Raw genomic sequence first — 25,527 nt, forward strand, 5'->3', positions numbered from 1 at the left:
TGGCTGGGCGAAACCGCCTCAGACGCCGACGGGCTTGCCGTCGGTGCGCTGGATCACCACCGTCGACGAGCGCGGACGCACCGTGCCCGAAGCCAGGGCCGTGGCATCTGTCGTGTCATACGCGGGCCAGTTGCCTGGATGCTGGATGTTCAGGAAGATGCTGGTGTTGTCGGGCGAGAACGCGATGCCCGTGACTTCGGCTTCGTTGGGGCCGACGAAGAAGCGGCGCAGCTCTGCCTGGTTGCTCGCATTGATCACCGGGCCCGTGCCCGTGCTGGCCGACATGGGCTTGGGGATCACGGCCAGCATCTGGTCGTTGGTCGCCTTGGCCACGTCGTTGTTGCGGCCGCCGTCCAGACCGTTGTCGGTCTGGATCCACATGATGCCGCGGCTGTCGAAAGCCATGCCGTCCGGGCTGGCCAGCTGGTTCACTGCGGTCAGCGACGAACGGTTGGTGTCGGCATTCGCGCCGGCAGCCGCACCGAAGACGAAGATGTCCCAGCGGAAAGCGTTCGAGCCGCTGGCATCGTGCCAACGGATGATGTGGCCGTTGGCGTTGTTCAGGCGCGGGTTGGCGGCGTTGGTGCCGGTCGTCGCGTTGCGGCTGGTGTTGTTGGTCAGCGTCAGGTAGACGTCGCCATTGGTCGGGTGCACCGCGGTCCACTCAGGGCGGTCCATAGGCGTGGCACCGACGAAGTCGGCCGCGCCGCGGGTGTTGATCAGGATCGCGTCCAGGTTGCCGAACTCGGCGCCCAGCGTCTTGCCGCCCTTGCCGACGGTGTTCGGTGCCAGCGCCAGCCACTCGCCGGAGCCGTCGTCGTTGAAGCGCGCAACATACAGCGTGCCCTTGTCGAGGTACTTGGCGCCCACGGCCAGGCGGTCGCTGCGCGTCGCATCCTTGGGGTCCCAGACGGCTTCGGAGACAAAACGGTAGACGTATTCGAAGCGCGAATCGTCGCCGCTGTAGAACGCCAGCGGCTGGCCGGCCACGGGGTTGCCATAGGCCGCGCCTTCGTGGGCAAAACGGCCCATGGCAGTGCGCTTGGTCGCGATGCTCGAAGGATCGTAGGGATCGATTTCGACCAGGTAGCCGAAACCGTTGACTTCATTGCGCCAGTCAGACAGTGCGTCCGCGCCAGAAGGCGTGACATTGAAGCGCGCGAATTCACCGTTCACTTCGCTGGCGTCGCCCGCAGCGGTTTCCCACTCGTAGCGGCCCTTGGTGCTGGGCACGCCGACGCGTTTCTGGTGGGCGGGAATCGTGCCGGTGTTCAGGAAGCAGGCTGCCCAGTTTTCTTCGGCAGTGATGTAAGTGCCCCAGGGCGTGGTGCCGTTGCCGCAGTTGTTGTTCGTGCCGCGCACTTGCGTGCCGTTGGGCGAGAACGGTGTCTTGACGAAGTCGGTGCCGCCGACCGGGCCGGCCAGGCGCATGGGCGTGGCCGACGTGAAGCGGCGGTTGTACTTGGAGTTCAGCACGATGTTCCAGTTGGAACCCTGCTTGCGCACATGCATCACGGCCACGCCGTGGGCATTGATTTCCTTGCGCACTTCTTCGGCCGGACGCTTGCCAGCGACCTTGGTCGGGCCTGCGGGGTGCAGCGCGAACTCGTCGATGTATTCGTGATTCACCACCAGCAGGCCTTCGGTCGAGCTGCCGTCGATGGGGAAGAAGTGCATGCCGTCGTGGTGCATGCCGGTCGAGTTCAACAGATCGTTGGAGCTGTTGTTGCCGTTGCGATCCCAGGGTGCGGCGTTGTCGTTGAGCGGCGTGCCCCAGGCACCGAGCACATGCGCCGTGTAACCCGCTGGCACCACGCAGGCGTGGGTCATGGAGTTGGGCAACGACGTGAAACCCAGCTTCAGTTCCGGCTCCACAGGCTTCACGGGCTCGACCGGAATCGGGTCGCCATCACCGCCACAGGCCGAAAGGCTGAAGCCGGCCATCAGCGCCACTGCAGCACCCAGGCTGCCACGTGTCACGGAACGGCGCGAGAGGCTGGCCTCGAGAATGGAACTGAAGGGCGCGTTGGCGCTCTGGTTGCGAACAACCTTGTCGGAAATGGATTTGCTCACGTGGCGACTCTCTTGGTATTGTCGATTCATCGACGGGTGCCGCCACTCTAGGAAATCAATATGACGATAGCGTGAAACACGACACAAGACATGTCGTCTGCGCGCTCAGGCTTTCTTGCGTCGCAATTCGGCCAGATGAACGCGGTCATCCACGCTGGAGAACAGCACGGCCAGCACGATCCCGACCGCCGCGCCCAGCAGGGTGTCCACGACGCGCTCGACAGGCATGTTTCCCATTGTCGGCGCGTGCGACGCGAGCATTGTCATCAACAGCGCCATCGGCGTTACCGTGATCTGCCCGAGTGCATAGTTGAAACCAATGATCACTTCGGTAAGAAACTGGAAGACGACAATTGCCAGCACGATGACCCACAGCGGCGGCTGCTGGGCCAGGATCAGCCAGACCAGGCAGGCGCCGACCACGGTGCCGCCCAGGCGCTGCAGCGCGCGGCTCATGGTCACATGCAGATGGCTGCCCTGCATCACGGCGGTCGCACCGATCGCCGCCCAGGCCGGGTGCTGCGCGCCCGCAAACCAGGCAAGCAACGCTGCGATCGCCGCGCCCGCGGCGATGCGCGCGCCCGCAATCCATTGATGCGACATCGGCGGAATGCGCACGGCGGGAATCTGCAGCACGCGCACTTCCTTGGCGCGCAGACCGTCGGTGAGCCAGCAGACCAGCCAGCCGATCAGGCCGCCCGCGGCGGTCGCGAGCAGGCGCGCGGCCAGCTCCTGCCAGGTCGCCACCGGGTGCAGCGATGCACCGGCGGCGAACACGATGATCACCGCGCCCGGGCCGCCGAGGTTCCAGCGGCTCACGGCCACCGTCGAGCCGCCGGCCACGAGCGCCAGCACCAGCACCAGCGCCCATTCGCTCGCACCGAACAGCGATGCCAGCGTGGGAAAGAACACCGCCAGCAACAGCAACAGCGCGCATGCGGCGACGATGCGCCGGCGCCGCTGCAGCGGCGCAAAGCGCCCGAACAAGGCTGCCAGCGCGCCCAGCGCCGGAAAACCCACGAGCTCGGGCCAGGGCGACAGCAGCGTCAGCACCAGCGCCGCAAGAACGGCCAAACTGGCCTGCAGCCCGGCGATCAGCGCGATGCGCAGCGACAGCTGCGGCGCCAGCGCCAGGCTGTCATGCAACTGCTGCGGATGCAGCAGATGGAACGCAGTGCGCGCCATCGAAGCCGCCTGGACCGGGTCTTTTTCTTCAGCCATGGTCGATATCAATCCACGATGGTCAGCTTGGCGATCGCCAGCGCCAGCCACTTGGTGCCGTGGCGCGGGAAGTCGACCTGGGCGCGCGCGTCGTCGCCCGTGCCTTCGATGGCCAGCACCTTGCCTTCGCCGAACTTGTTGTGGAACACCGCGATGCCCGCGCGCAGGCCGTGGCTGGGCGCGGCCTTTTGCGGCGGCACGGGCGGGCTCGCAAAGGTTTCGGTCTTGGCGCCGAAACCGCCGCGGCTGCCGCCGTAGCCCCCGCCACCGTAACCTCCCGAGGACTGGGGCGTGAACGTGCCAAAGCCCTGCTGCTTGGGCGTGATCCACTTGAGCGCGCCCTCGGGCAATTCGTCGAAGAAGCGGCTCTTCATATGAAAGCGCGTCTGGCCGTGCAGCATGCGTGTCTGCGAATGGCTCAGATACAGGCGCTTGCGCGCGCGCGTGATCGCCACGTACATCAGGCGACGCTCTTCTTCGAGGCCGCCGCTGTCGCTCATCGCGTTCTCGTGCGGAAACAGGCCTTCTTCCATTCCGCCGATGAACACCGCGTCGAATTCCAGGCCCTTGGACGCATGCACGGTCATCAGCTGCACCGCGTCCTGGCCCGCCTGGGCCTGGTTGTCGCCGGCTTCGAGCGCCGCATGCGTGAGAAAGGCCACCAGCGGCGACAGCGTTTCGCCGGTGTCGATGTCGACAATGCCCGCGGCCGGCTGCAACCCTGGCAGCACCTGGTCGAGCATGGGCTGCGTGGGATCTATGCCCTGGCTCGCCGGGCTCTGGCGCAGCGCCTGGCCATGTTCGTCGAGCGGCAGCGCCACGGCATCGCGGCCGAAGCCTTCCTGGGTCACGAAGCTTTCGCCCGCATTCACCAGTTCCTGCAAGTTCTCTATGCGGTCCGCGCCTTCCTTCTCGTTGCGGTAGTGCTCGATCAGCCCGCTTTCCTCGAGCACGGCCTCGATGATCAGGCGCAGGTTCTTGCCCTGGGTCTGCTCGCGCAGCACTTCGATCTTGGCGACGAAGGCGCCCAGGTTGGCGCCGGCCTTGCCGGGCACGGCCGTCACGGCGTCGCTGAGCGAGCAGCCCGCGCTGCGCGCCGCATCCTGCAGCACTTCGACCGTGCGCGCACCGATGCCGCGCGGCGGAAAGTTCACCGCGCGCATGAAGCTGGTGTCGTCATGCGGGTTCTCGAGCAGGCGCAGATAGGCGAGTGCATGCTTGATTTCGGCGCGTTCGAAGAAGCGCAGACCGCCATACACGCGATAGGCCACGCCCGCGTTGAACAGCGCGGTCTCGATCACCCGGCTTTGCGCATTGCTGCGGTACAGGATGGCGATCTGCTGGCGCTCGAAGCCGTCGTTCTTCACCAGTTGGCGGATCTCCTCGACCATCCACTGCGCTTCGGCCAGGTCGTTGTGCGCCTCGTACACGCGCACCGGCTCGCCCGGGCCCTGCGTGGTGCGCAGGTTCTTGCCCAGGCGGCGGCTGTTGTTGCTGATCAGCGCATTCGCCGAGTCGAGAATGTTGCTGTAGCTGCGGTAGTTCTGCTCGAGCTTGATCTGGCGCTGCACGTCGAACTCGCGCACGAAGTCGGCCATGTTGCCCACGCGCGCACCGCGAAAAGCGTAAATGCTCTGGTCGTCGTCGCCCACGGCGATCACCGAGCCCTGGGTGCGCATCTCGCCGCCCACCTCGTCGCCCGCGAGCTGCTTGAGCCAGGCGTACTGCAGTCGGTTGGTATCCTGGAACTCGTCGACCAGTATGTGCTGGAAGCGCCGCTGGTAGTGGGCGCGCAGCTGCGGCTGGTCGCGCAGCAGCTCGAAGCTGCGCAGCATCAGCTCGCCGAAATCGACCACGCCTTCGCGCTGGCATTGTTCTTCATAGAGCTGGTAGAACTCGACTTTCTTGCGCGTGTCGGGGTCCTTCACCGCGACATCGCCGGGGCGCTGGCCTTCTTCCTTGCAGCCCGCGATGAAGTACTGCAGCTGCTTGGGCGGAAAGCGCTCGTCGTCGACGTTGTGCTGCTTGCACAGGCGCTTGACGGCCGACAGCTGGTCCTGCATGTCGAGAATCTGGAAGGCCTGGGGCAGGCCCGCGGCCTGGTGGTGGGCGCGCAGCAGGCGGTTGCACAGGCCGTGGAACGTGCCTATCCACATGCCGCGCACATTCACCGGCAGCATGGCCGACAGCCGCGCCGTCATTTCCTTGGCGGCCTTGTTGGTGAAGGTCACGGCCAGGATGCCCGCGGGCGTGGCCTGGCCGGTCTGCAGCAGCCAGGCGATGCGCGTGGTCAGCACCCGGGTCTTGCCCGAACCGGCGCCAGCCAGAATCAGCGCATGGCCCGCGGGCAGCGTCACGGCCGCGAGCTGCTCCTCGTTGAGGTCGGCCAGCAGGGGGGAGGCAGGCGCAGTGCTGGGCGCACTGGCGGAAAGCAGGTCAAGAGGAAACATGCTGCGATTGTAGAAACCCCGCCCTCACCTGACCATGGCCGGCATCAAAAGCCTTGCTGCCCCACTCTCAAGGTGGTCGCACCACGGGGGTTCACGCATGCGGGTAGAATCAATCACCGGGCCCAAGTTTCTTGTGGTCCGGTTTTTTGTGCCCGCGCCCTGCGGGCCTGCGGTGGCCGCCTCCAGCGGCAGCGTCCGCCAACCGGTCTCCAGGCCAAGCGCCCCATCGCCACGGAAATTGTTCCGCGGCGACCCTTTATGGAGCTTGGAAATTCATGGAAATCTTCGACTACGACAACATTCTTCTGCTGCCCCGCAAGTGCTGTGTGGAAAGCCGTTCGGAATGTGATGCCAGCGTGACGCTGGGCAGTCGGTCGTTCCGCATCCCGGCCGTGCCGGCCAACATGAAGACCGTCGTCGACGAGGCTATCTGCACCTGGCTGGCGCAGAACGGCTACTTCTATGTGATGCACCGCTTTGACCTCGACAACGTGAAATTCGTGCAGGACATGCAGGCCAAGGGCTGCTTTGCCTCCATTTCGCTGGGCGTCAAGCAACCCGACTACGCCACCGTCGACCGTTTCGTCGAACTGGGACTGGTGCCCGAATACATCACCATCGACATCGCCCACGGCCATGCCGACAGCGTGAAGAACATGATTGCCTACCTCAAGCAGAAGCTGCCGCAGTCGTTCGTGATCGCCGGCAACGTCGGCACGCCAGAAGCCGTGATCGAGCTCGAAAGCTGGGGCGCGGACGCGACCAAGGTCGGCATAGGCCCGGGCAAGGTCTGCATCACCAAGCTCAAGACCGGCTTCGGCACGGGCGGCTGGCAGCTGTCGGCGCTCAAGTGGTGCGCGCGCGTCGCGACCAAGCCCATCATTGCCGACGGGGGCATTCGCAGCCACGGCGACATCGCCAAGAGCATCCGTTTCGGCGCGAGCATGGTGATGATCGGCTCGCTGTTCGCGGGCCACGAGGAATCGCCGGGCAACACCGTCGAAGTCGACGGCGAGAAGTTCAAGGAGTACTACGGTTCGGCCTCCGACTTCAACAAGGGCGAGTACAAGCATGTCGAAGGCAAGCGCATCCTCGAACCCGTCAAGGGCACGCTGGCCAGCACGCTGATCGAAATGGAGCAGGACATCCAGAGCTCGATCAGCTACTCGGGCGGCAAGAAGCTGATGGACATCCGCAAGGTCAACTACGTGACCCTGGGCGGCGACAACGCGGGCGAACACCTGCTGATGTAAAGCCGACACCAGGCCTGCAAGCTCAGTGACAGCTTGGGGCGCCGATAACGGTGATGATAGGGGCCCGGGGCATTGCATGCCCCGGGCTTTTTCAATGCGGTACGCACGATGAGTTCGCGGGTGCCCACCGCACTTCATCAAGGATGTTCGAAGACATGCCCTCTACCCCGTTGAAGATCGCCGTACTGGGCATTGGCATGATGGGCCTGCCCATCGCGCGCCGGCTGTGCCAGGCCGGCCACGAAGTCCATGCCTGGAACCGTACACGCGCGCGCGCCCAGCCGCTGGCCGATGACGGCGCGCAAGTCCACGACACCGCCGCCCAGGCCGTGGCCGGCGCCGATATCGTCATCAGCATGCTCGAAAACGGGTCGGTGGTCGAAGACGTGCTGTTCGCCCAGGGCACGGCCGCCTCCATGCGCGATGCCAGCCTGTTCATCGACATGGCCTCTATTCAACCCAGCGAAGCGCGCGACCATGCGGCGCGCCTGGGCGAACGCGGCATCGCCCACCTCGATGCCCCGGTCTCGGGCGGCACCGTGGGCGCCGAAGCCGGCACCCTGGCCATCATGGCCGGCGGCAAGGCCGCAGACTTCGAACGCGCGCAAGCCGTGTTCGCCCACCTGGGGCACGCAACCCATGTAGGCCCGCACGGCGCGGGCCAGCTCGCGAAACTGGCCAACCAGATGATTGTCGGCATCACCATCGGCGCGGTCGCCGAAGCGCTGCTGCTGGTGGAAAAAGGCGGCGCCGACGTGGCCAGGGTGCGCGAAGCGCTAGGCGGCGGCTTTGCCGACAGCCGCATCCTGCAGCTGCACGGTCAGCGCATGCAAGAACGCGACTTCGCGCCGCGCGGGCGCATGACGGTGCAGCTCAAGGACCTGCGCAACGCGCTGGCCACGGCCGCCGAAATCGGCTTCGATGCCCCCATCACCGGCCTGTTCGAGCAGCTCTACGCCGACAGCGTCGCACATGGCCTGGGCGATCTGGACCACAGCGGCCTGTTCGTCGAATTGGCGAGTCGCAATGCCATGGCCTGATTTTTTCTGCGGGCATGCAAAAACTAGTGCATAATCCAGCTCTCGCTTGCTAACGCAAGGGAAAAGTGGGTTCTTAGCTCAGCTGGTAGAGCAGCGGACTCTTAATCCGTAGGTCGAGTGTTCGAATCACTCAGGACCCACCACTTTTTCAGCGCAGTGATCGCAAGATCGGTGCACAACGTTTTGGAAGTTCCAGGTTTGCCTGGTACCTTCAAGATGGGTTCTTAGCTCAGCTGGTAGAGCAGCGGACTCTTAATCCGTAGGTCGAGTGTTCGAATCACTCAGGACCCACCACTTTCAATTCAGTGGTCTAACAAAACAATTGGGTTCTTAGCTCAGCTGGTAGAGCAGCGGACTCTTAATCCGTAGGTCGAGTGTTCGAATCACTCAGGACCCACCAATCAAAAAGCCCACTTCGCAAGAAGTGGGCTTTTTTCTTTGTGCGCGGCAAAAAAGCATGAACACCACAAAAAAACAATTGAAAAATAAATATAGATAGCTGGAACCTATCGATAGAAAAGGGCACTTACCTTCCTCAATAGTTGCAAAAATGAAGGAAGAAACCATGCGCCCACCAAAGTTCACCCACTGCATTCCTGCAATCTGCGCCGCACTCATGCTGACCGCCTGTGGCGGCGAAAGCGGGGACGAGCCTGCCGCAACCGATGCACCGAGTGCAGTCCATGCCCCGAACCCACTGATTTCGCCGCTCGCGCCGCTGTCATCGAGCCCAGTCAGTGCGCAACAGCAGACCCACTACGCCAACTCGGGCGAAACGCTCCTGCTCAAGGAGCCCGAGGCCAACCCGCGCACCATGCAGGGGTTCAGCAATCTCGGCAGCACCTGCTATGCGAACGCCACGCTGAAGTTCCTGGTCCATTCGATAGGCACAAAGCCGCTGGTGCAGCACCTGAACGCTTTGGCGGCCACGGGCGATGCAGCGCAGCGCGAAGCCGCACAGAATTTTGTGCAGCTGATTGAAAACAGCTACTCCGAGACCGCTCCCTCGCGACAGGAGCTCGAAAACTTCTTTGCCAGCCTGCAGAAGCTGCCGGCTTTTTCATCGCTCAACGATGCGGGCATGCTGAACTTTCCCCTCGTGGGCCGGCAACAGGATGCGAACGAATTCCTGATGAAGCTCTCGCAAGCCTTTGAACTGCGCACGCTTTACACCGGCGGCCTGGTGCTCCAGAACGACGCCAACGCTTTCAAGACCAGCGAAGAGTACGCGAACATTCTTCAGCCCGCGAGCGCCAGCGACACCTTGCAGGAAATCCTTGACCGCACCCAACCCAGCGCCTGGCAATTCAAGCTGCGCGGAAAAACGCGGTATCTGACCGTCAGAATGGAAAACGCGGTCAATGGCGCACTGGTCAGCAACCGGAATTTCAACTTCAATCAAACCGTGCAACTGCAAGTGGCCACGGCCGACGGCAAGCGCATGACGACCCTCACGCTGGAACCGCGCGAAGTCGTCGAGTTCCGCGGCAGCGACAATGCCGGACACTACCTGGCCTATGTCAAGGATGGGAAGTGGTTCCAGCACGATGACGAACAGGTCACTGCCCTCGATCAGATGCCGTCGATCGACAATGTCCGTCTGATCAACTTCATCATCACCAAGATCGAGTCGCGATACTGAAGCGTGCCGTGCGCGGGCTCACTGCAGGCGGCGCAGCGCCTGCGCCTCGAGCTTGAAACCCGCGACCGCATCGGCGAGTTGCGCCGCCTGTTGCTGCAGCGACTGCGCGGCGGCCGTCGCCTCCTCGACCAGGGCCGCGTTCTGCTGCGTAGCCTGGTCCATATGGCTCACGGCGGTATTGACCTCGACAATGCCCGTGCTCTGCTCCTGGCTGGCATGGCTGATTTCGTTGACGATGGCCGTCACGCGGCGCACGCTGTCGACCACCTTGCCCATGGTCTCGCCCGCGTCATGCACCAGCCGACTGCCCGCATTGACCTGCTGCACGGACTCGTCGATCAGCCCCTTGATCTCCTTGGCAGCGGTCGCGCTGCGCTGCGCCAGAACACGCACTTCGCTGGCCACCACCGCAAAGCCGCGGCCCTGCTCTCCGGCCCGGGCCGCTTCGACGGCAGCGTTGAGCGCCAGGATGTTGGTCTGAAAAGCGATGCCGTCGATCACGCCGATGATGTCGGCGATCTTGCGCGACGACGTCTCTATGCCGCCCATGGTCTGCACCACCTGGGCCACCACCGTGCCGCCATGCGCGGCGACTTCGGAAGCTCCCGTGGCCAGCTGATTGGCCTGGCGCGCGTTCTCGGCATTCTGCTGCACGGTGGCCGTGAGCTGCTCCATGGCGGCCGCGGTCTCTTCCAGTGAACTGGCCTGCTGTTCGGTGCGCGCCGACAGGTTCTGGTTGCCGCTGGCGATCTCGGTGGTCGCCAGGCGCACGGCCTCGGACGATTCACGGATGCGCAGCAGCACGGCAGCGATCTTGTCGACGAACTGGTTGAACGCACGCGAAATCTGCGTCAGCTCGTCGTGGCCGTGCGTGGACAGGCGGCGCGTGAGGTCGCCTTCGCCCGAAGCGATGTCGTCGAGCGCATCGCGCACCAGCGCCAGCCGGCGCAGGGAACGCGCAATCACCGCGCCCAGCACCAGGATGGCCAGGGTCAGCGAGACCACCACTGTCAACGCCGAGACCTTGAGCAACGTGCCGATCGAGGCCAGCGCCTGGTCGCGGTGCACGGCGATCACCAGTTGCCAATCGGTGCCGGGAACGGGGCTGCCGTAGAGCAGGTAGTCGGTGCCCTGGATGTCGGTGCGCATGCCGGTGCCTGCCTGGGCGATTTCGTCCAGGGTCGCGGGCTGAAGATTGGGCGACAACGCGGAGACCGGCTTGAGCGTCAGCGCGGTGTCCGGATGGGTCACGATCGCTCCGGCGCGGTTCGCCAGGAAGGCGAAGCTGTCGGGTGTGGGGCGGATTGCCGCGACGTTGCGCACCACGGTGGTCAGCAGCACATCGGTGCCGACCACGGCCGTCGGATTGCCCGCGGGGCCCACGGGCTCGGCGAACGTCACGCCGACTTCGGGCGGCGAAGTGAACAGATAAGGCGTGGTCAGAATGGGCTTGCCTTCCTTGACCGCCTGCTGGTACCAGGGCCGCGACGTCACGTCGTAGCTGTCGGGCATGGGATTGAGGAAAATCGTGCGCTTGTCCGGGAAACCGACATAGGCGTCGGAAAAACCGCCCCCATCGCGCAGCGCCTGCACCACGCCGCGCGGGTCCGGTTGGTCAATGGCCTGCGTCAGCGTATGGGTCAGCAGCCGCTTGGTCTCGACCCAGTCGCCGAGCGCGCGCGCCTGTGCCGCCACCAGTTGCCGACTTTCGACATCGACGGTGGACCGGACATGGCCCTGCACGGTCAGGAAGTTGGCCGCGGCCAGCGCGAGCATCGCCACGGTGACGACGGCAATGCTCAGCGCGATAAGGCGGGCCCGAAGGGTAAGCTGCATAAAGATCCTCAAAACAAGTGCGGCAGATTGTTGCACCCGCCCGGCGTGACACGTGTGACATTCACAGACTGGGGCTTTAGCTGTCACCAGAGTGCAACACCGGCATTCCAGACTGCGGGCAGCGGCGTGCGCAGCGGACTTCTGCTTTGCACGGCACAATCGGCACGCAGCCTGCACACCAGCCCGGCGTGCCGCTTGCGCTGCCCTCTCCTAGCCACACCCATGCACCCTCAAGCCCAACAACTCTGGCGCGGCCCGCGCTGGACCCTGTCGATATTGCTGGCCCTGCTGGGCATGCTCGGCCCGTTCTCGATCGACACCTATCTGCCCGCCTTCTCGGGCATTGCCCAGGCGCTCGGGGCGACGCCGGTGCAGATGCAGCAGACGCTGTCGGCCTATCTGTTTGGCTTTGCCTTCATGAACCTGTTCCACGGCGCGCTGGCCGACAGCTTTGGCCGCCGGCCGGTCGTGCTGTGGGGGCTGGCGGTGTTCACGCTGGCTTCGGCGGGCTGCGCGCTGTCGCAGAACATAGGGCAGCTGGTGTTCTTTCGCGCGCTGCAAGGGCTGTCGACGGGCGCGGGCATCGTGGTCTCGCGGGCGGTGATACGCGACATGTACCCGCCCTCGGAAGCGCAAAAGGTCATGAGCCAGGTGACGCTGTTCTTCGGCGCCGCACCGGCGATCGCGCCGATTGCCGGCGGCTGGCTGCTGGTGCTCGCGGGCTGGCACAGCATCTTCTGGTTCCTGACGCTGATCGGCGTGCTGCTGTGGAGCATCAACTACCGCCTGCTGCCCGAAACCCTGCACAGTGAATTGCGCCAGCCGTTCAACACCCGCCACCTGATGCGCGGCTACTGGAAGCTGGGCACCAGCCCGCGCTTTCTGCTGCTCGCGCTGGCCAGCGGCGTGCCGTTCAACGGCATGTTCCTCTACGTGATGGCCGCGCCCGCGTTCCTGGGCGACCATCTGGGGCTGGGCCCGACTGAATTCTTCTGGCTGTTCCTGCTGATCATCTCGGGCATCATGACCGGCGCCTGGCTCAGCGGCCGCCTCGCGGGCCGCATTCCACCCAAGCGCCAGATTCGCCATGGCTTCGTGATCATGCTGCTGATGGCGGTGCTCAACGTCATCGCCACGCTGGTGCTGCCCGTGCACGCGAGCTGGGCGATGCTGCCGATCGCGCTGTTCTCGCTGGGCTGGGCGCTGATGGTGCCGGTCGTCACGCTGCTGGTGCTGGACCTCTACCCTGAACGCCGCGGCATGGCTTCGTCGCTGCAGGCCTTCATAGGCTCGGCCGCCAACGGCCTGGTCGCGGGCCTGCTCGCGCCGCTGGTGATGCACTCGACGCTGGGGCTGGCGGTCTCGTCCCTGTCGCTGATGCTGATCGGCCTGGTGGCCTGGGTCTATCTGCACTGGCGCTGGCCCGATATCGGCCGTCAGACCACGGGCTGACTCCGGCATGAAAAAGACCCGCCGCGGCGGGTCTTCTCGTTTCAGCCTGCGGCAGTGGCCGGCTTACTTGGCCTGCCCGGGCAAGGCATAGGCAATGATGTAGTCGCCACGGTCGGGCGCCGTGCGGCCGCCGCCGGCGGTGACCACGACGAACTGCTTGCCGGTCTCGGGCGAAATGAACACCAACGGTGTCGACTGCGCGCCCACGGGCAGCGGCGACTTCCAGACTTCCTTGCCGGTCTTCACGTCCATGGCGCGCAGGTAGTAGTCGGCCGTGCCGTTGAAGAACACCAGGCCTGCGGCCGTGGCCACGGGGCCGCCCAGCGTGGGCATGCCCAGCGGAATCGGCATGCCGGTGCGAATGCCCAGCGGGCCCAGCTCCTTGACCGTGCCCATGGAACGCTGCCAGGCGATCTTGCGGGTCTTCAGGTCGATGGCGGTCATCATGCCGAACGGCGGATCGGTGCAGGGTACGCCCAGCTGCGATGTCACCATCGCGCGGCTCAGGCCGTAAGGCGTGCCTTCCATGGGCACGATGCCGCCCACGCTGGGGCCGGCCTTGCCGGTCTTGGCCAGCGAGGATGCGAGCTCTTCGCGCGGAATCAGGCGGGCCTTCATCATGATGCGCATGTCGTTGACGATCAGGTAGTCATGCACCTTGTCGATGGAGATGCCGCCCCAGTTCATGGTGCCGAACGGCGAAGGGTGCGGAATGTACCAGTTCGTCGACGGCGGCGTGAAGTCGCCCTTGTACTCGAGCTGCTTGAACGCGATGCGGCAGGCCAGCTGGTCCAGCGGCGTGATGCCCCACATGCCGGCTTCGGTCAGGTCGCCCTGGCGGATCTGCGGCATGCCGACCGAGTAAGGCTGCGTGGGCGACAGCTTCTCGCCCGACAGGCCTGCGGTGGACACCGGCTTTTCGACCACTTCGGCTATCGGCACGCCGGTACGGCGGTCGAGCATGAAGATTTCGCCGCGCTTGGTGGTCTGGATCAGCGCGGGAATGCGCGCGCCGTTGTCGCCGGGCACGTCATACAGCACGGGCTTGGACGGCAGATCGTAGTCCCAGACATCGTGGTGCGCTGTCTGGAACACCCAGCGCTCGGCGCCGGTACGCGCATCGAGCGCGACGATGGCCGAGCTCACGCGGTCGGTTTCGGGCGTGCGGTGGCCGCCGTACATGTCGGGCGTGCCGTTGCCCGTGGGCAGGTAGACCAGGCCCAGTTCGGCGTCATAGGTTGGCGCGGCCCAGGTGTTGGGCGTGCCGCGCGTGTAGTGCTCGCCCGGGCCGGGGGCGGTGTTCACGCCGGGGCGGCCGATATCCCAGACCCATTCGAGCTTGCCGGTCACGGTATCGAAGGCGCGCACCGCGCCCGAAGGCTCGTCCACAGACTGGTTGTCCATCACCCAGCCACCCACAAGCAGACGGTCGCCCGCGAGCACCGGGCCGGCCGTGGGGTTGTAGAAGCCCGGCACGATATCGCCCATGCCTACGGCCAGGGACACTTCGCCGCGCTCGCCAAAGCCCGCGCAGGGCTGGCCGCTGGCGGCATCCAGCGCAATCAGCTTCAGATTGGCGGTGCTCACGTAGATGCGGCGCGAACAGGCGGCCGCGCCATGGGCCAGGCGTTCGGCTTCGGCCTTTTCGGCAGGCAGCTCGTAATAGGCCAGCGAGCGGCAGCGCTGCCAGCTCGGGCTGTAGCCCGCATTGGCCTTGGGATCGAATTTCCACAGCTGCTTGCCCGAGTCGGCGTCGATGGCAAACACCTGGTTGGTCGGCGTGCAGGCATACAGCGTCTTGCCGATCTGCAGCGGCGTGTTCTGGTTCTCGGCGCCGCCATAGGCGAAGTCGCCGGTGCGCACGGTCCAGGCCACTTGCAGCTGGTTCACGTTCTCGGGCGTGATCTGCGTGGCGGGAGAAAACTGCGTGCCGTCGGGCGTGCGGCCGTAGTTGGTCCAGTCGGCCACATCCTTGGCAGCGTCATAGCCGTTGTCCACGGCTTGCGGCGCCTGGGCCGACTTCACGGTCCAGACCGGCTGGAAGGCACCGAACAGCGCGCCGCCCAGGCCCAACAACAGCACGGCGGCCGAGCCGAAAGACAGCATGCGCGTACGCCGGGTGTCGCCGCGGCCACGCAGGCCGGCCGAGACCAGGGCGACCAACAGGCCCAGCACGGCCAGCAGGCCCAGGCGCGCGGCCAGCGGCCAGAAGTGCCAGCCCGCCTCCCACAGCGCCCAGACCACGGTCACGGCAAAGGCCGCGGCAAAGACCAGGCTGCCGCGGAGATCGCCGCGCACCAGCAGCACGCCGGCAGCGACCAGGGCCAGGCCCATGGGCAGGTAGTACAGCGAGCCGCCCAGACCGAGCAGCTGCACTCCGCCATAGGTCAGATAGGCGCCCACGGCGATCACAAGAAGGCCCACGATGGCGGCGAGCACACGGCTCACGCGCGCCACTTTTGGGGGCTGAGGGGTTGTCATATAAAGTCTCTCTCCAGATGTAAAGCACACCAGTGCGGCCGGCATCTGCCGGCCAGGGTGTGTGTTCCCTGATTTGCGTACGCTTTTTCAAGATAGTTGCGATACGCAACTTGATTATAGAGAGCTTTGGCTATAGCCATGAGCCAGCCAGGGATACGTGCGCGCCTTGATGTAGCTACACTTTTGATAGCAATGAACCCCCATGAAAAAACGTCTTCACCTGAAGACCTGTCCGAAAAAATCAGCGCGCTGCGCAACTTCTCGCGCCAGCTGGTGCGCGAGCTGGGCTATCTGCGCACGCCCGTGGCCGGCAGCGATCTCTCGCCATCGGCCGTGCACACACTGCTGGAGCTGGGCATGCAGCCCGGCATGCTGGCGCGCGACCTGGCCAGCGCGCTGCGGCTGGACAAGTCGAATGCCAGCCGCCAGATCAGCAAGATGGAAGCCCAGGGCCTGCTGCGCCGCGAGGCCGTGGCGTCCGATGCGCGCTCCCACGCCCTGTTCCTGACCGATGCCGGCCATGCGCTGTACCAGGAGGCCGATGATTTCGGCACGCGCCAGGTGGCCAAGGTGCTCGAACAGCTCGACGATGCCCAGCAGCAGGCGCTGGGGCGCTATATGTCGCTGTACGCCAGCGCGCTGTCACAGGCCAATCTGCACCCCAGGACGGAAACGCCCCACCCCGAACGCCTGCACCGCGGTTACCGGCCCGGTTGCCAGGGCGATGTGGTGGGCCTGATCGCCAAGGATTTGCTGGCCGACCTGCCGACAGCCCAGGCCATGGCGGCCGAACGCGCCATGCACCAGGCGTTCGGCGCGCTGCTCGCACAGCTGGACCAGCCCGGCCATCACCTGTGGCTGTACTGCGAAGGCGATCAGGTGCTGGGCGCGATTGCCTTGCAGGGCGCGCAACTTGGCTGGTTCATCGTGCACCGCACGGTGCGCGGCACGGGTGCGGGCCAGATGCTGCTGCAGGCCGCACTGGCCCAGGCCGATCAGGAGTCACTGGTGCTGCAAGCCTCGCTGATCACCCGCACCGACCAGACAGCGCCGCTGGCCGAAGCGGTCTACCGCAAAGCCGGATTTGCCGCGCAGCAGACCCAGGCCGAAGACCTGTGGGGCCTGCCGGTGTCACGCACCCGCTTTGTGCGCCAGCGGCCAGCGCCGCGCTGATCCGCCACTTTCACATCGCCCATGAAAAATGCCCTCCAGGCTCGCACCTGGAGGGCATTTTCTTGCGTTGGCGAGGCTACTTGCATAGCCTGCGCACGCTAGTTCTGGATTTCAGCGCGCTGGGCGTGCGGGACGCTTGCGAGCGTCATGGGGCGTGAACGAAGGCTTGCCGCCAGGGCCGCCCGCGGGCTTGCCAGCGAAGGCAGGACGCGCACCGTATTCACGTGCCGGAGCACGGTCGCCGCCGCCGAAGCCGCCGCGATCACCACCACGGTTGTCGGCAAATGCAGGCTTGCGCGGAGCAAAGCCTTCGCCGTCACGGCGTGGAGCGCCGCCGCCGAAGCCACGGTCGTCACGGGGAGCGCCGCCACGTGGAGCGAAACCCGCGCCACGGTCGTTGCCGCCGAAGCCGCCGCGATCACCGCCGCCGCCGAAGCCGCCACGATCACCACCACGGTCGCCGCCGCCGAAACCACCGCGGTCACCGCCGCCGCCGAAGCCGCCGCGATCACCACCACGGTCGCCGCCGCCGAAGCCGCCACGATCGCCACCGCCACCGAAGCCGCCGCGATCACCGCCGCCGAAGCTACGGCCACCACCACCGCCGCCGCCGAAGCTGCGACCGCCACCACCGCCGCCGCCGAAGCCGCCGCTGCGGCCACGTGGCGAGTAGTCACGGCCTTCGCCGCCACGGCCACGGCCGTCAGGGCGACCGCCCTGGGGAGCGCGCTGCGTAGGCTCGAGACCAGGCACCACTTCAGCAGTGAACTGCTGGCGCGTGAAGGCTTCGATGTCGAAGATGCGGCGACGATCGCGCAATTCAGCGAACGTCACAGCCAGACCCGTGCGACCGGCGCGGCCGGTACGGCCGATACGGTGGGTGTAATCTTCGGCCTTCATGGGAAGACCGTAGTTGAACACGTGGGTGATGGTGGGCACGTCGATACCGCGTGCGGCCACATCGGTAGCCACCAGGATTTGCACCTGGCCGCCGCGCAGTGCCTGCAGGCGGCGATTGCGCAGACCTTGGCTCAGAGCACCGTGCAGAGCGACGGCCGAGAAGCCTTCCTGCTGCAGATCGGTGGCCAGACCGTCACATTCCACTTGCGTGGAAGCGAACACGATGGCCTGGTTGATCGTGGTGTCACGCAGCCAGTGGTCCAGCAGCTTGCGCTTGTGCTGGGCGTTGTCGGCCCAGAACAGCACTTGCTTGATGCTCGAATGCTTTTCTTGCGGCGAGTCGATCTGGATCTTCTTGACGCCGGCGCCGTTGTCATGCATCACACGCATGGCCAACTGCTGAATGCGCGACGCGAACGTGGCGCTGAACATCATGGTCTGCTGGCGCTGCGACGTCATCTGGTTGACTTCGGCGAGGTCGTCCGAGAAGCCCAGGTCGAGCATGCGGTCGGCTTCGTCGACGACCAGGAATTGCACCTTGTCGAGCTTGATCTGCATAGAACGCTGCAGGTCGAGCAGACGGCCGGGAGTGGCCACCACCAGATTGGCGTTTTGCAGCTTGGCGATTTGCAGTTGGTAAGGAATACCACCGACCACGTTGGCAACGCGCAGGCCGCGGCAATGCTTGACCAGCTCGATGGCGTCATGCGCCACCTGTTGGGCCAGCTCGCGCGTGGGGCACAGGATCAGGGCGCCGGGAGCGGCAGCCTTGAAGTTGCGGGGGTTGGTCGGGTCCTTGCGCTTGCGCTTGGGAGCTGGCTCGCCATTGGCGGCGGCTTCGGCGCAGGCGCGCTCGAATTCGGCACGGCCTTCGGCTTCGATTTCAGCTTGCTGTTCGAGCAGCGTGTGCAGCACGGGCAGCAGGAACGCAGCGGTCTTGCCCGAACCGGTCTGGCTCGACACCATCAGGTCGACAAAGGCGGTCGCGTTCGGGCCCTTGTTCATGGCCAGGGGAATGGCCTTGGCTTGCACGGCGGTGGGCTGCGTATAGCCCAGGTCGGCGACAGCCTGAACCAGTTCAGGAGCCAGGCCCAGTTCCACGAAGCCGTTGGGCTTTTGCTCGACTTCAGCTTGTTCAGCTTCGGTTTCCAGCGATTCGGAATCGGAAATGATGGATGCGGCGTCTGCAACGATGGCAGCGTCGTCGGCAGCAATATGCGCTGCGTTCAAAATGGAATGGTCCAAAGAAGATTCTGCAGCGGCGGCAACGCCCTGCTCAATAATGTTGTCGTTCATTTGTTTCTCACGATGAAGCGCCACCGAACAGATGTCTGCGGTGCTTCAATGACGGTTAAAAAACATCAACCGTCAAACGTGGCCGGCTCGAAGTGAGGCGGCTGGGCATAAGTTGCTTTGTCGTGCGAGGAGCACGGATCAAAAAGCGGGGCCCGGTGAGTGATGGGAGATGCGCAAATTACCCCAAAGGGTAGGGGCAAGCTGCGAATTATGACACGTTTGACTTCTTCAGCGCAAGCGCGGGTCGGATATTGCCCTGGGAATGCCAAGGCCAAGGCCGCGCCACGCTGTGATCAGGCAGCGATTGGCTCGAGCGCGAGGAAATGCGCGCGATAGTGGATCAGCTCGTCGATAGACTCATGCACATCGGCCAGCGCCGTGTGGCGCTGCGCTTTCTTGAACGACGCGCAGACCGCGGGCTTCCAGCGGCGGGCGAGTTCCTTGAACGTGCTCACGTCGACATTGCGGTAGTGGAAGAAGGCCTCGAGCTTGGGCATGTAGTTCACCAGGAAGCGCCGGTCCTGGCCTATGCTGTTGCCGCACAGCGGCACCTTGCCCTTGGGCACATAGCGCGACAGGAAGGCAATCAGCTCCTTCTCGGCCTGGGCTTCGGTCACCTCGGATTCCTTGACGCGCGTGATCAGGCCGCTGCGGCCGTGCGTGCCCTTGTTCCAGGCGTCCATGCCGTCGAGCAGCGCATCGCTCTGATGGATGGCGAAGACCGGGCCTTCGACGCGTATCGACAGGTCGGAGTTGGTGACCACGACGGCGATCTCGATGACCCTGTCGGTCTCGGGCTGCAAGCCGGTCATTTCACAGTCAAGCCAGACGAGATTCAAATCGGATTTCGCAAGCACGGGAGGGTTGGAGAGGGGGGCATCGGACATGGCGCGAATTGTCGCCTACACTGCCCGCAGATGCTCTCCACCACCCCATTTTCACCTTCGCTGCTGTTGACTCTGGGCTTTGCCGCGCTGCTGGTGCTGCAACTGCTCACGCGGCTGTGGCTGCTGTCGCGCCAGGTGCGCCACGTGGCGCGCCACCGCGCCGAAGTGCCCGCGGCGTTTGCCCAGCATGTGCGGCTCGCGGCCCATCAGAAAGCCGCCGATTACACGCTGGCCAAGGCGCGTGTCGCGCTGGTCGATCTGGCGCTGTCCACTGCCCTGCTGCTGGGCTGGACGCTGCTCGGCGGCCTCGACGCGCTGCACCAGCAACTGCTGCAGTGGCTGGGCCAGGGCCTGCACCAGCAGATCGCGCTGCTCGCCGCGTTCGCGCTGATTTCGGGCCTGATCGGCCTGCCGCTGTCGCTGTACCAGACCTTCGTCATCGAGCAGCGCTTCGGCTTCAACAAGCTCACTCCTAAACTCTGGCTCGCCGACCTGTTCAAGTCGACGCTGGTCGGCGCCGTGATCGGCCTGCCGCTGGCCGCGCTGATCCTCTGGCTCATGGCTTCCAGCGGCGCGCTGTGGTGGCTCTGGGCCTGGATCGTCTGGGCCGGCTTCAACCTGCTGCTGATGTGGCTGTACCCCAGCGTGATCGCGCCGCTGTTCAACCGCTTCGAGCCGCTCAAGGACGAAGCCATCCAGCAGCGCGTGACGGCGCTGATGCAGCGCTGCGGCTTCTCGGCCAAGGGCTTGTTCGTCATGGACGGCAGCCGCCGCTCGGCCCATGCCAACGCCTACTTCACGGGCTTTGGCTCGGCCAAGCGCGTGGTGTTCTACGACACCCTGCTCAAGCAGCTTTCGCCGGGTGAAGTCGAAGCCGTGCTGGCCCACGAACTGGGCCATTTCAAGCATCGCCATATCACCAAGCGCCTGATCGGCCTGTTTGCCATAAGCCTGGCCGCGCTGGCCCTGCTCGGCTGGCTGTCGCAGCAGCCCTGGTTCTACACCGGCCTGGGCGTGCGCCCCAGCCTCGATATGCTGCTCACGGGCGCGAGCGCGCTCGCGGGCAATGAAGCCGTCGCGCTGCTGCTGTTCATGCTCGTGACGCCGGTGTTCAGCTTCTTCCTCGCACCGCTGATGTCGTATTTCTCGCGCCGCGACGAGTTCGAGGCCGATGCCTATGCCGCAGCGCAAGCCGAGGGCGGCGACCTCGCGTCGGCGTTGCTGACGCTCTACGAAGACAACGCCTCGACGCTCACGCCCGACCCGACCTACGTCGCTTTCTACTATTCGCACCCACCGGCCATCGAGCGCCTGGCGCGCCTGCCGGCGCCTGCCCTGGCCCCCAACGCATCATGACAACTACTCCACTCAAGCAACAGGACTGGTCCACCCAGCCACGCCGCGCAATGTCGGCGACACAACTGGTCTCGCAACTCGCCCAGGCCGAAGGCTGGCAGCTCAGCGGCGACGGCCCCGATGTGGCCATCGAAAAGACGTTTTCCTTCGTGAACTATTACGAAACCATGGCCTTCGTCAACGCCGTGGCGCTGATCGCCCACCAGCAGGACCATCACCCCGACCTCAAGGTGACTTACAACCGTTGCACGGTTCGCCTCAACACCCATGACGTCGGCGGCGTCTCGGCCACGGACTTCGATTGCGCGCGCCGCATCGATGCCTTGCTCGCATGACCCAGGACAGCGCCCGCCCCGAAGGCCTGGTCGTTGCCAGCCATGGTCGCCACTGCGTGGTCGAAGCCCCGGACGGCTCGCGCCGCATCTGCCACCCGCGCGGCAAGAAGAGCCAGGCCGTGGTCGGCGACCATGTGCGCTGGATCATGCCCGCCGCAGGCCAGGGCGACGAAGGCACGATCGAGAAGGTGCTGCCCCGGCGCAACCTGTTCTACCGCCAGGACGAGATCCGCACCAAGTCGTTTGCCGCCAATATCGATCTGGTATTGATTCTGATCGCGGCCGACCCGGTGTTCTCCGAAAGCCAGCTCGCGCGCGCGCTGATTGCCGCCGAAGCCTCGCACATCAAGCCGCTGATCGGGCTCAACAAGAGCGATCTGGTCGAGCCCTTTGCGCGCGCCTGGGAACGGCTGCTGCCCTACCGCCACATGCGCCACGGCAGCGACCAGCCGAACTACGGCGTGCTGCCGCTGTCGCTGACCGAATCGAGCGAAACCGACCGCGCCGCGCTGATGCAACACCTCAAGGGCAAGGCCACGCTGGTGCTCGGCCCATCGGGTTCGGGCAAGAGCACGCTGATCAACCTGCTGATACCGGGAGCGCGCGCGCAGACCGGCGAAATCTCCCAGGCCTTGAATTCGGGCAAGCACACGACCACCAGCACCACCTGGTACTGGGTCGACGAAGACCGCCAGACCGCGCTGCTCGATTCGCCAGGCTTCCAGGAATTCGGCCTGCACCACATCGGCCCGATGGATCTGGCCCGCTGCATGCCCGACATAGGCGCGCGCGCGGCCGACTGCAAGTTCTACAACTGCACCCACCTGCACGAGCCCGGCTGCGCCGTGATGGCCGAAGTCGATGCCAAGGACAGCCCGCACCACATCAGCGCCAATCGCTACCGCATCTACCGCGATCTGTTCGAAGAGCTGAGCGTCGAACGAAGGTATTGAAAAGCGCCCCGCGCGGGGCGCCAGGGCTCAGCCCAGCAGGCGCGCCAGGGTCAGCAACGCCAGCAGCAGCAACCACACCACCACCGAACGCCAGACCAGGCCCACCACGCTGCGCAGGTGGCTCAGTTCGGGCAGGCGGCCCGGTGTGGAATCGCTGTCGTCGAAATCGGCCTCGCCATCAAAGCCCGGCATCAGCGTCGCGTCTTCGCGCGCCTTGAGCGCTTCGCCGCCCAGGCGCACATTGATCGCACCGGCCGTGGCGGCCAGCAGCACGCCGTCGTTGTCGTTGGGAAAGCGCTGCGCATGAAAGCGCCAGCCGTCGATCGCTTCCTCGAAGCTGCCGACCACCGCAAAGCTCAGCGCCGTGAGCCGCGCGGGCAGCCAGTCGATCCACATCCAGGCCTGGCGCGCCGCGCTCTGCAGGCGCTCGCTCACGGGCTGCGCGCCCATGAAACCCTGGCGCGACCAGTAGCGTGAAACGAATTCGGCCGAACGGTACAGTACCGCGCCCATGGGGCCCAGGCCCAGGGCCGCGAGCACCGAGTACCAGAACAGCACGCCGAACACATGGCGGTGTGCGGCCAGCACCGAGTACTCGATCACATGGCGCACCACCTGGCTGCGCGGCACTTCGGTGGTATCGACCTGCTGCCATTGCGCCAGTTCTTCGCGCGCGGTGAATTCATCGGCCGCTTCGAGCGCATCGCGGATGCGCGTGAAATGGTGGCTGAACTGGCGAAAGCCCAGCGTCACGTAGAGCACGGCCACGTTCCAGACCAGCGCCAGCGGCCAGCCCACAAGCCACATCAGCAGCAGATGCACGCCCAGGGCGAGCAGCGCCGGAGCGAGCACGGCAAGCCCCCAGGCGACCCAGCCGTGGTACGACTGGCCTGCATCAAAATTGCGACGCACGGAGACGGTCCAGGCGCGCAATCCCGCGTGAACGGAATTGCTGCGGGCCAGCGGGCGGGCCTGCTCGATCAGCAAGGCAAACAGGATGGCGAAGAAACTCATGCGGCCATCATACTTGCCCTCTGCGGCATGGCCTACCGTCTCAAGCCAGCATAAAGCGATAGAAGTTGCGCAACATGCCCGCCGTTGCACCCCAGATGTAGCGCTGCACGTCCCCATCCTGGTACGGCATCGACAACCATTCGCGCCGCCCTTCGGGTCTATCGAGCGCATGCCGCTGGTGGTTCGCGGGGTCGAGCACGAAGGCCAGCGGCACTTCGAAGAGGTCGGCCACCTCATAGGGGTTTGGCTGATAGCGCGCGTCGGCCGACACCAGGCCGACGACAGGCGTCACGACAAAGCCGGTGGTGGTCACATAGGGCGGCAGGTTGCCCAGCACTTCGACCAGGGCCGGGTCCAGCCCCACCTCTTCCTGCGCTTCACGCAGCGCCGTCGCGGCCGCATCCGCATCCTCGGGATCGCGCTTGCCGCCAGGAAACGCCACCTGGCCAGAATGCGACGAGAGATGCACCGTGCGCTCGGTCAGCAGCACCATGGGCTGCTCGCGCTGCACGATGGCGATCAGCACCGCGGCTTCGGCCGGCGCGCGGTCGGGCAGCAGCAGTTCGCGCTCGATCTCGGGCGACCACAACGGCGGCGCCGCAAAGCGGTGGCGCAAGGCCTGGGCGGTCTGGGCGCTCGCGGGCACGGCGGGCAGATGGCTGTCGACGGCCAGCACCGGCACCGAACGCGGATCGAAACCCGGCGCCAACGGGCTGGGCCTGGGGGAAACCAAGGAAGAAGAAGGGAGCACTGGCCAGTCCCGACAAAAAATGCGGATTGCCCGCAAAAACAAAAAAAGCCGCTACAGCGAACTGTAGCGGCTTTCCCGAAGCGCCTAGGCGATTCAGGCGGCGGTAGCGGGCGCTGCTGCAGCTGCAGCAGGCGCGGCTGCCGTCTTGCGAGCTGGCAGCTTTTCCTTGATACGTGCCGACTTGCCGCTGCGCTCGCGCAGGTAGTACAGCTTGGCACGGCGCACGTCACCACGGCGCTTGACTTCGATACCGGCGATCAGCGGGCTGTACGTCTGGAACGTACGCTCCACGCCTTCACCGCTGGAGATCTTGCGAACAGTGAAGCCGCTGTTGAGGCCGCGGTTGCGCTTGGCAATCACGACGCCTTCGTAGGCCTGCACACGCTTGCGCGCGCCTTCAACCACGTTCACGCTCACGATGACGGTGTCACCGGGGGAGAAAACGGGGATGGTCTTGTTCAAGCGGGCAATTTCTTCCTGCTCAAGAGTCTGGATCAGATTCATGGTTACATCCAACGATCTTGTCCGCGCCACAATTGGCAAGCACCGGGATTGGTACTGTATGGCTGCATTACTCGCCCAACACTTGACGCTTGGGCTCCTCGAATGCAGCGGCCGGCAGAGGATCGACAGCCTTCTATTATAGCCCGTCTGCTATTTTTGCCAAAACCGCTTCATCCTTGCGGGTCAGATGCCCGCCCTCGCGCGCCTGGGCCAGCAGATCGGGGCGGTTGCGCGCCGTGATTTCCAGGCTCTGGTCTCGGCGCCAGCGCTCGATGTGCGCATGGTGGCCAGAAATCAGCACCGCCGGCACTTCCTGGCCCTGCCAGACTTCAGGGCGCGTGTAATGCGGGCAGTCGAGCAGACCGTTGAGGCTGGGGTTGAAGCTGTCGAGCTGGTGGCTGCCTTCGTCGTTGAGCACGCCGGGCTGCAGCCGCGTGACCGCGTCGAGCAGCGCCATGGCCGCGATTTCGCCGCCCGACAGCACGAAGTCGCCCAGACTGATCTGCGCATTCACATGGGTGTCGATGAAGCGCTGGTCAATGCCTTCGTAGCGGCCGCACAGCAGGATCGCGCCCGGGCTCTGCGCCCACTGCTCCACCGACGGGTGGTCGAGCTTCTTGCCTATCGGCGAGAACAGCACCAGCGGCACCTGTTCGGCCGGGTCTTCGGCGCGGTCGGCGCGAATCGCATCGAGGCAGGCCTGCAGCGGCTCGACCATCATCACCATACCGGGGCCGCCGCCAAAAGGCCGGTCGTCGACTCGGCGGTAATTGCCCTGCGCATAGTCGCGCGGATTCCACAGCCGCACCGCGACCTGGCCCGTGGAATATGCACGGCGCGTGACGCCGCTGGCGAGAAACGGCGCGAACAGCTCCGGAAACAAAGTGATGATGTCAAAACGCATGGCTTG

General features: G+C 65.2%; 20 protein-coding genes and 3 tRNA genes. 11 read left to right on the forward strand and 12 right to left on the reverse strand.

Annotated elements, in window-relative coordinates:
• Nucleotides 1-18: 18 nt before the first annotated feature.
• The 3 genes from KHY18_RS03865 to KHY18_RS03875 all read right to left on the reverse strand — a co-directional run bounded on the left by KHY18_RS03865 (nucleotide 19) and on the right by KHY18_RS03875 (nucleotide 5,744).
• On the reverse strand, nucleotides 19-2,073 hold the full coding sequence (locus KHY18_RS03865; RefSeq protein ID WP_213294515.1) for a PhoX family protein: 2,055 nt from the start codon (nucleotides 2,071-2,073) through the stop codon (nucleotides 19-21).
• A gap of 105 nt (nucleotides 2,074-2,178) precedes the next feature.
• Complete coding sequence (locus tag KHY18_RS03870; RefSeq protein ID WP_249728895.1) at nucleotides 2,179-3,294, reverse strand: FUSC family protein; 1,116 nt, start codon at nucleotides 3,292-3,294, stop codon at nucleotides 2,179-2,181.
• Nucleotides 3,295-3,302: 8 nt separating this feature from the next.
• Nucleotides 3,303-5,744 (reverse strand): UvrD-helicase domain-containing protein, encoded by a 2,442-nt coding sequence (locus KHY18_RS03875; protein WP_213294516.1) that lies wholly within the window; start codon nucleotides 5,742-5,744, stop codon nucleotides 3,303-3,305.
• Between the two features lie 275 nt (nucleotides 5,745-6,019).
• Here KHY18_RS03875 and KHY18_RS03880 point away from each other — a divergent pair, with 275 nt between their 5' ends.
• From KHY18_RS03880 to KHY18_RS03900, 5 genes are all read left to right on the forward strand, one after another.
• Nucleotides 6,020-6,997 carry a GMP reductase gene (locus KHY18_RS03880; protein WP_213294517.1) on the forward strand — a complete coding sequence of 326 codons (978 nt, stop codon included), beginning with the start codon at nucleotides 6,020-6,022 and terminating at the stop codon, nucleotides 6,995-6,997.
• Nucleotides 6,998-7,152: 155 nt separating this feature from the next.
• Nucleotides 7,153-8,037 carry an NAD(P)-dependent oxidoreductase gene (locus KHY18_RS03885; protein ID WP_213294518.1) on the forward strand — a complete coding sequence of 295 codons (885 nt, stop codon included), beginning with the start codon at nucleotides 7,153-7,155 and terminating at the stop codon, nucleotides 8,035-8,037.
• 67 nt (nucleotides 8,038-8,104) lie between these two features.
• Nucleotides 8,105-8,180, forward strand: a tRNA-Lys gene (locus KHY18_RS03890).
• A 75-nt stretch (nucleotides 8,181-8,255) separates the two neighbouring features.
• Nucleotides 8,256-8,331 (forward strand) — tRNA-Lys (locus KHY18_RS03895).
• A 30-nt stretch (nucleotides 8,332-8,361) separates the two neighbouring features.
• Nucleotides 8,362-8,437, forward strand: a tRNA-Lys gene (locus tag KHY18_RS03900).
• On the opposite strand, the gene KHY18_RS03905 is transcribed toward KHY18_RS03900, so the two are convergent.
• Nucleotides 8,425-8,655 carry a hypothetical protein gene (locus tag KHY18_RS03905; RefSeq protein ID WP_213294519.1) on the reverse strand — a complete coding sequence of 77 codons (231 nt, stop codon included), beginning with the start codon at nucleotides 8,653-8,655 and terminating at the stop codon, nucleotides 8,425-8,427. The genes KHY18_RS03900 and KHY18_RS03905 overlap by 13 nt on opposite strands.
• On the opposite strand from KHY18_RS03905, the gene KHY18_RS03910 reads away from it, so the two are divergent.
• Entirely contained in the window at nucleotides 8,654-9,679 is a 1,026-nt protein-coding gene (locus KHY18_RS03910; protein WP_213294520.1) for a hypothetical protein, read from the forward strand. The genes KHY18_RS03905 and KHY18_RS03910 overlap by 2 nt on opposite strands.
• Before the next feature lie 18 nt (nucleotides 9,680-9,697).
• Here KHY18_RS03910 and KHY18_RS03915 read toward each other — a convergent pair whose 3' ends face one another.
• Complete coding sequence (locus tag KHY18_RS03915; RefSeq protein WP_213294521.1) at nucleotides 9,698-11,515, reverse strand: methyl-accepting chemotaxis protein; 1,818 nt, start codon at nucleotides 11,513-11,515, stop codon at nucleotides 9,698-9,700.
• Nucleotides 11,516-11,737: 222 nt separating this feature from the next.
• Between KHY18_RS03915 and KHY18_RS03920 the strand changes: the two genes are divergently transcribed.
• Entirely contained in the window at nucleotides 11,738-12,967 is a 1,230-nt protein-coding gene (locus KHY18_RS03920) for a multidrug effflux MFS transporter (protein ID WP_213294523.1), read from the forward strand.
• 63 nt (nucleotides 12,968-13,030) lie between these two features.
• Here the strand turns inward: KHY18_RS03920 and KHY18_RS03925 are convergent, their stop codons facing one another.
• Entirely contained in the window at nucleotides 13,031-15,448 is a 2,418-nt protein-coding gene (locus tag KHY18_RS03925; protein WP_213294526.1) for a membrane-bound PQQ-dependent dehydrogenase, glucose/quinate/shikimate family, read from the reverse strand.
• 192 nt (nucleotides 15,449-15,640) lie between these two features.
• Here KHY18_RS03925 and KHY18_RS03930 point away from each other — a divergent pair, with 192 nt between their 5' ends.
• A complete protein-coding gene (locus KHY18_RS03930) occupies nucleotides 15,641-16,621 on the forward strand; it encodes a helix-turn-helix domain-containing GNAT family N-acetyltransferase (protein ID WP_213294529.1) in 981 nt (326 codons plus the stop codon).
• 111 nt (nucleotides 16,622-16,732) lie between these two features.
• Here the strand turns inward: KHY18_RS03930 and KHY18_RS03935 are convergent, their stop codons facing one another.
• Nucleotides 16,733-18,817, reverse strand: coding sequence for a DEAD/DEAH box helicase (locus KHY18_RS03935; protein WP_213294532.1), 2,085 nt, complete (start codon nucleotides 18,815-18,817; stop codon nucleotides 16,733-16,735).
• Nucleotides 18,818-19,110: 293 nt separating this feature from the next.
• On the reverse strand, nucleotides 19,111-19,704 hold the full coding sequence (gene orn / locus KHY18_RS03940; protein WP_213294535.1) for an oligoribonuclease: 594 nt from the start codon (nucleotides 19,702-19,704) through the stop codon (nucleotides 19,111-19,113).
• Nucleotides 19,705-19,734: 30 nt separating this feature from the next.
• Here orn and KHY18_RS03945 point away from each other — a divergent pair, with 30 nt between their 5' ends.
• From KHY18_RS03945 to rsgA, 3 genes are read left to right on the forward strand one after another with little or no spacing between them, the layout of a single operon-like run.
• Nucleotides 19,735-21,060, forward strand: a complete 1,326-nt coding sequence (locus KHY18_RS03945; RefSeq protein ID WP_213294537.1) for a M48 family metallopeptidase — start codon at nucleotides 19,735-19,737, stop codon at nucleotides 21,058-21,060.
• Nucleotides 21,057-21,395 carry a 4a-hydroxytetrahydrobiopterin dehydratase gene (locus KHY18_RS03950; RefSeq protein ID WP_213294539.1) on the forward strand — a complete coding sequence of 113 codons (339 nt, stop codon included), beginning with the start codon at nucleotides 21,057-21,059 and terminating at the stop codon, nucleotides 21,393-21,395. The genes KHY18_RS03945 and KHY18_RS03950 overlap by 4 nt, the downstream gene beginning before the upstream one ends.
• Nucleotides 21,392-22,348 carry a ribosome small subunit-dependent GTPase A gene (gene rsgA / locus KHY18_RS03955; RefSeq protein WP_213294542.1) on the forward strand — a complete coding sequence of 319 codons (957 nt, stop codon included), beginning with the start codon at nucleotides 21,392-21,394 and terminating at the stop codon, nucleotides 22,346-22,348. The genes KHY18_RS03950 and rsgA overlap by 4 nt, the downstream gene beginning before the upstream one ends.
• 27 nt (nucleotides 22,349-22,375) lie before the next feature.
• Here the strand turns inward: rsgA and KHY18_RS03960 are convergent, their stop codons facing one another.
• The 4 genes from KHY18_RS03960 to trmD form a co-directional block, all read right to left on the reverse strand.
• Nucleotides 22,376-23,362, reverse strand: coding sequence for a CobD/CbiB family protein (locus tag KHY18_RS03960; RefSeq protein ID WP_213294545.1), 987 nt, complete (start codon nucleotides 23,360-23,362; stop codon nucleotides 22,376-22,378).
• 40 nt (nucleotides 23,363-23,402) lie between these two features.
• Nucleotides 23,403-24,095 (reverse strand): CoA pyrophosphatase, encoded by a 693-nt coding sequence (locus tag KHY18_RS03965; RefSeq protein ID WP_249728896.1) that lies wholly within the window; start codon nucleotides 24,093-24,095, stop codon nucleotides 23,403-23,405.
• A gap of 111 nt (nucleotides 24,096-24,206) precedes the next feature.
• Nucleotides 24,207-24,617, reverse strand: a complete 411-nt coding sequence (gene rplS / locus KHY18_RS03970; RefSeq protein WP_159910624.1) for a 50S ribosomal protein L19 — start codon at nucleotides 24,615-24,617, stop codon at nucleotides 24,207-24,209.
• Nucleotides 24,618-24,753: 136 nt separating this feature from the next.
• The gene (gene trmD, locus KHY18_RS03975; protein ID WP_213294548.1) at nucleotides 24,754-25,521 is read right to left on the reverse strand and encodes a tRNA (guanosine(37)-N1)-methyltransferase TrmD; all 768 of its coding nucleotides are present in this window, start codon (nucleotides 25,519-25,521) and stop codon (nucleotides 24,754-24,756) included.
• Nucleotides 25,522-25,527 lie beyond the last annotated feature (6 nt).

This window comes from Acidovorax sp. CCYZU-2555 (assembly GCF_018413525.1).
In the GTDB taxonomy this organism is placed as follows: Bacteria; Pseudomonadota; Gammaproteobacteria; order Burkholderiales; family Burkholderiaceae_C; genus Comamonas.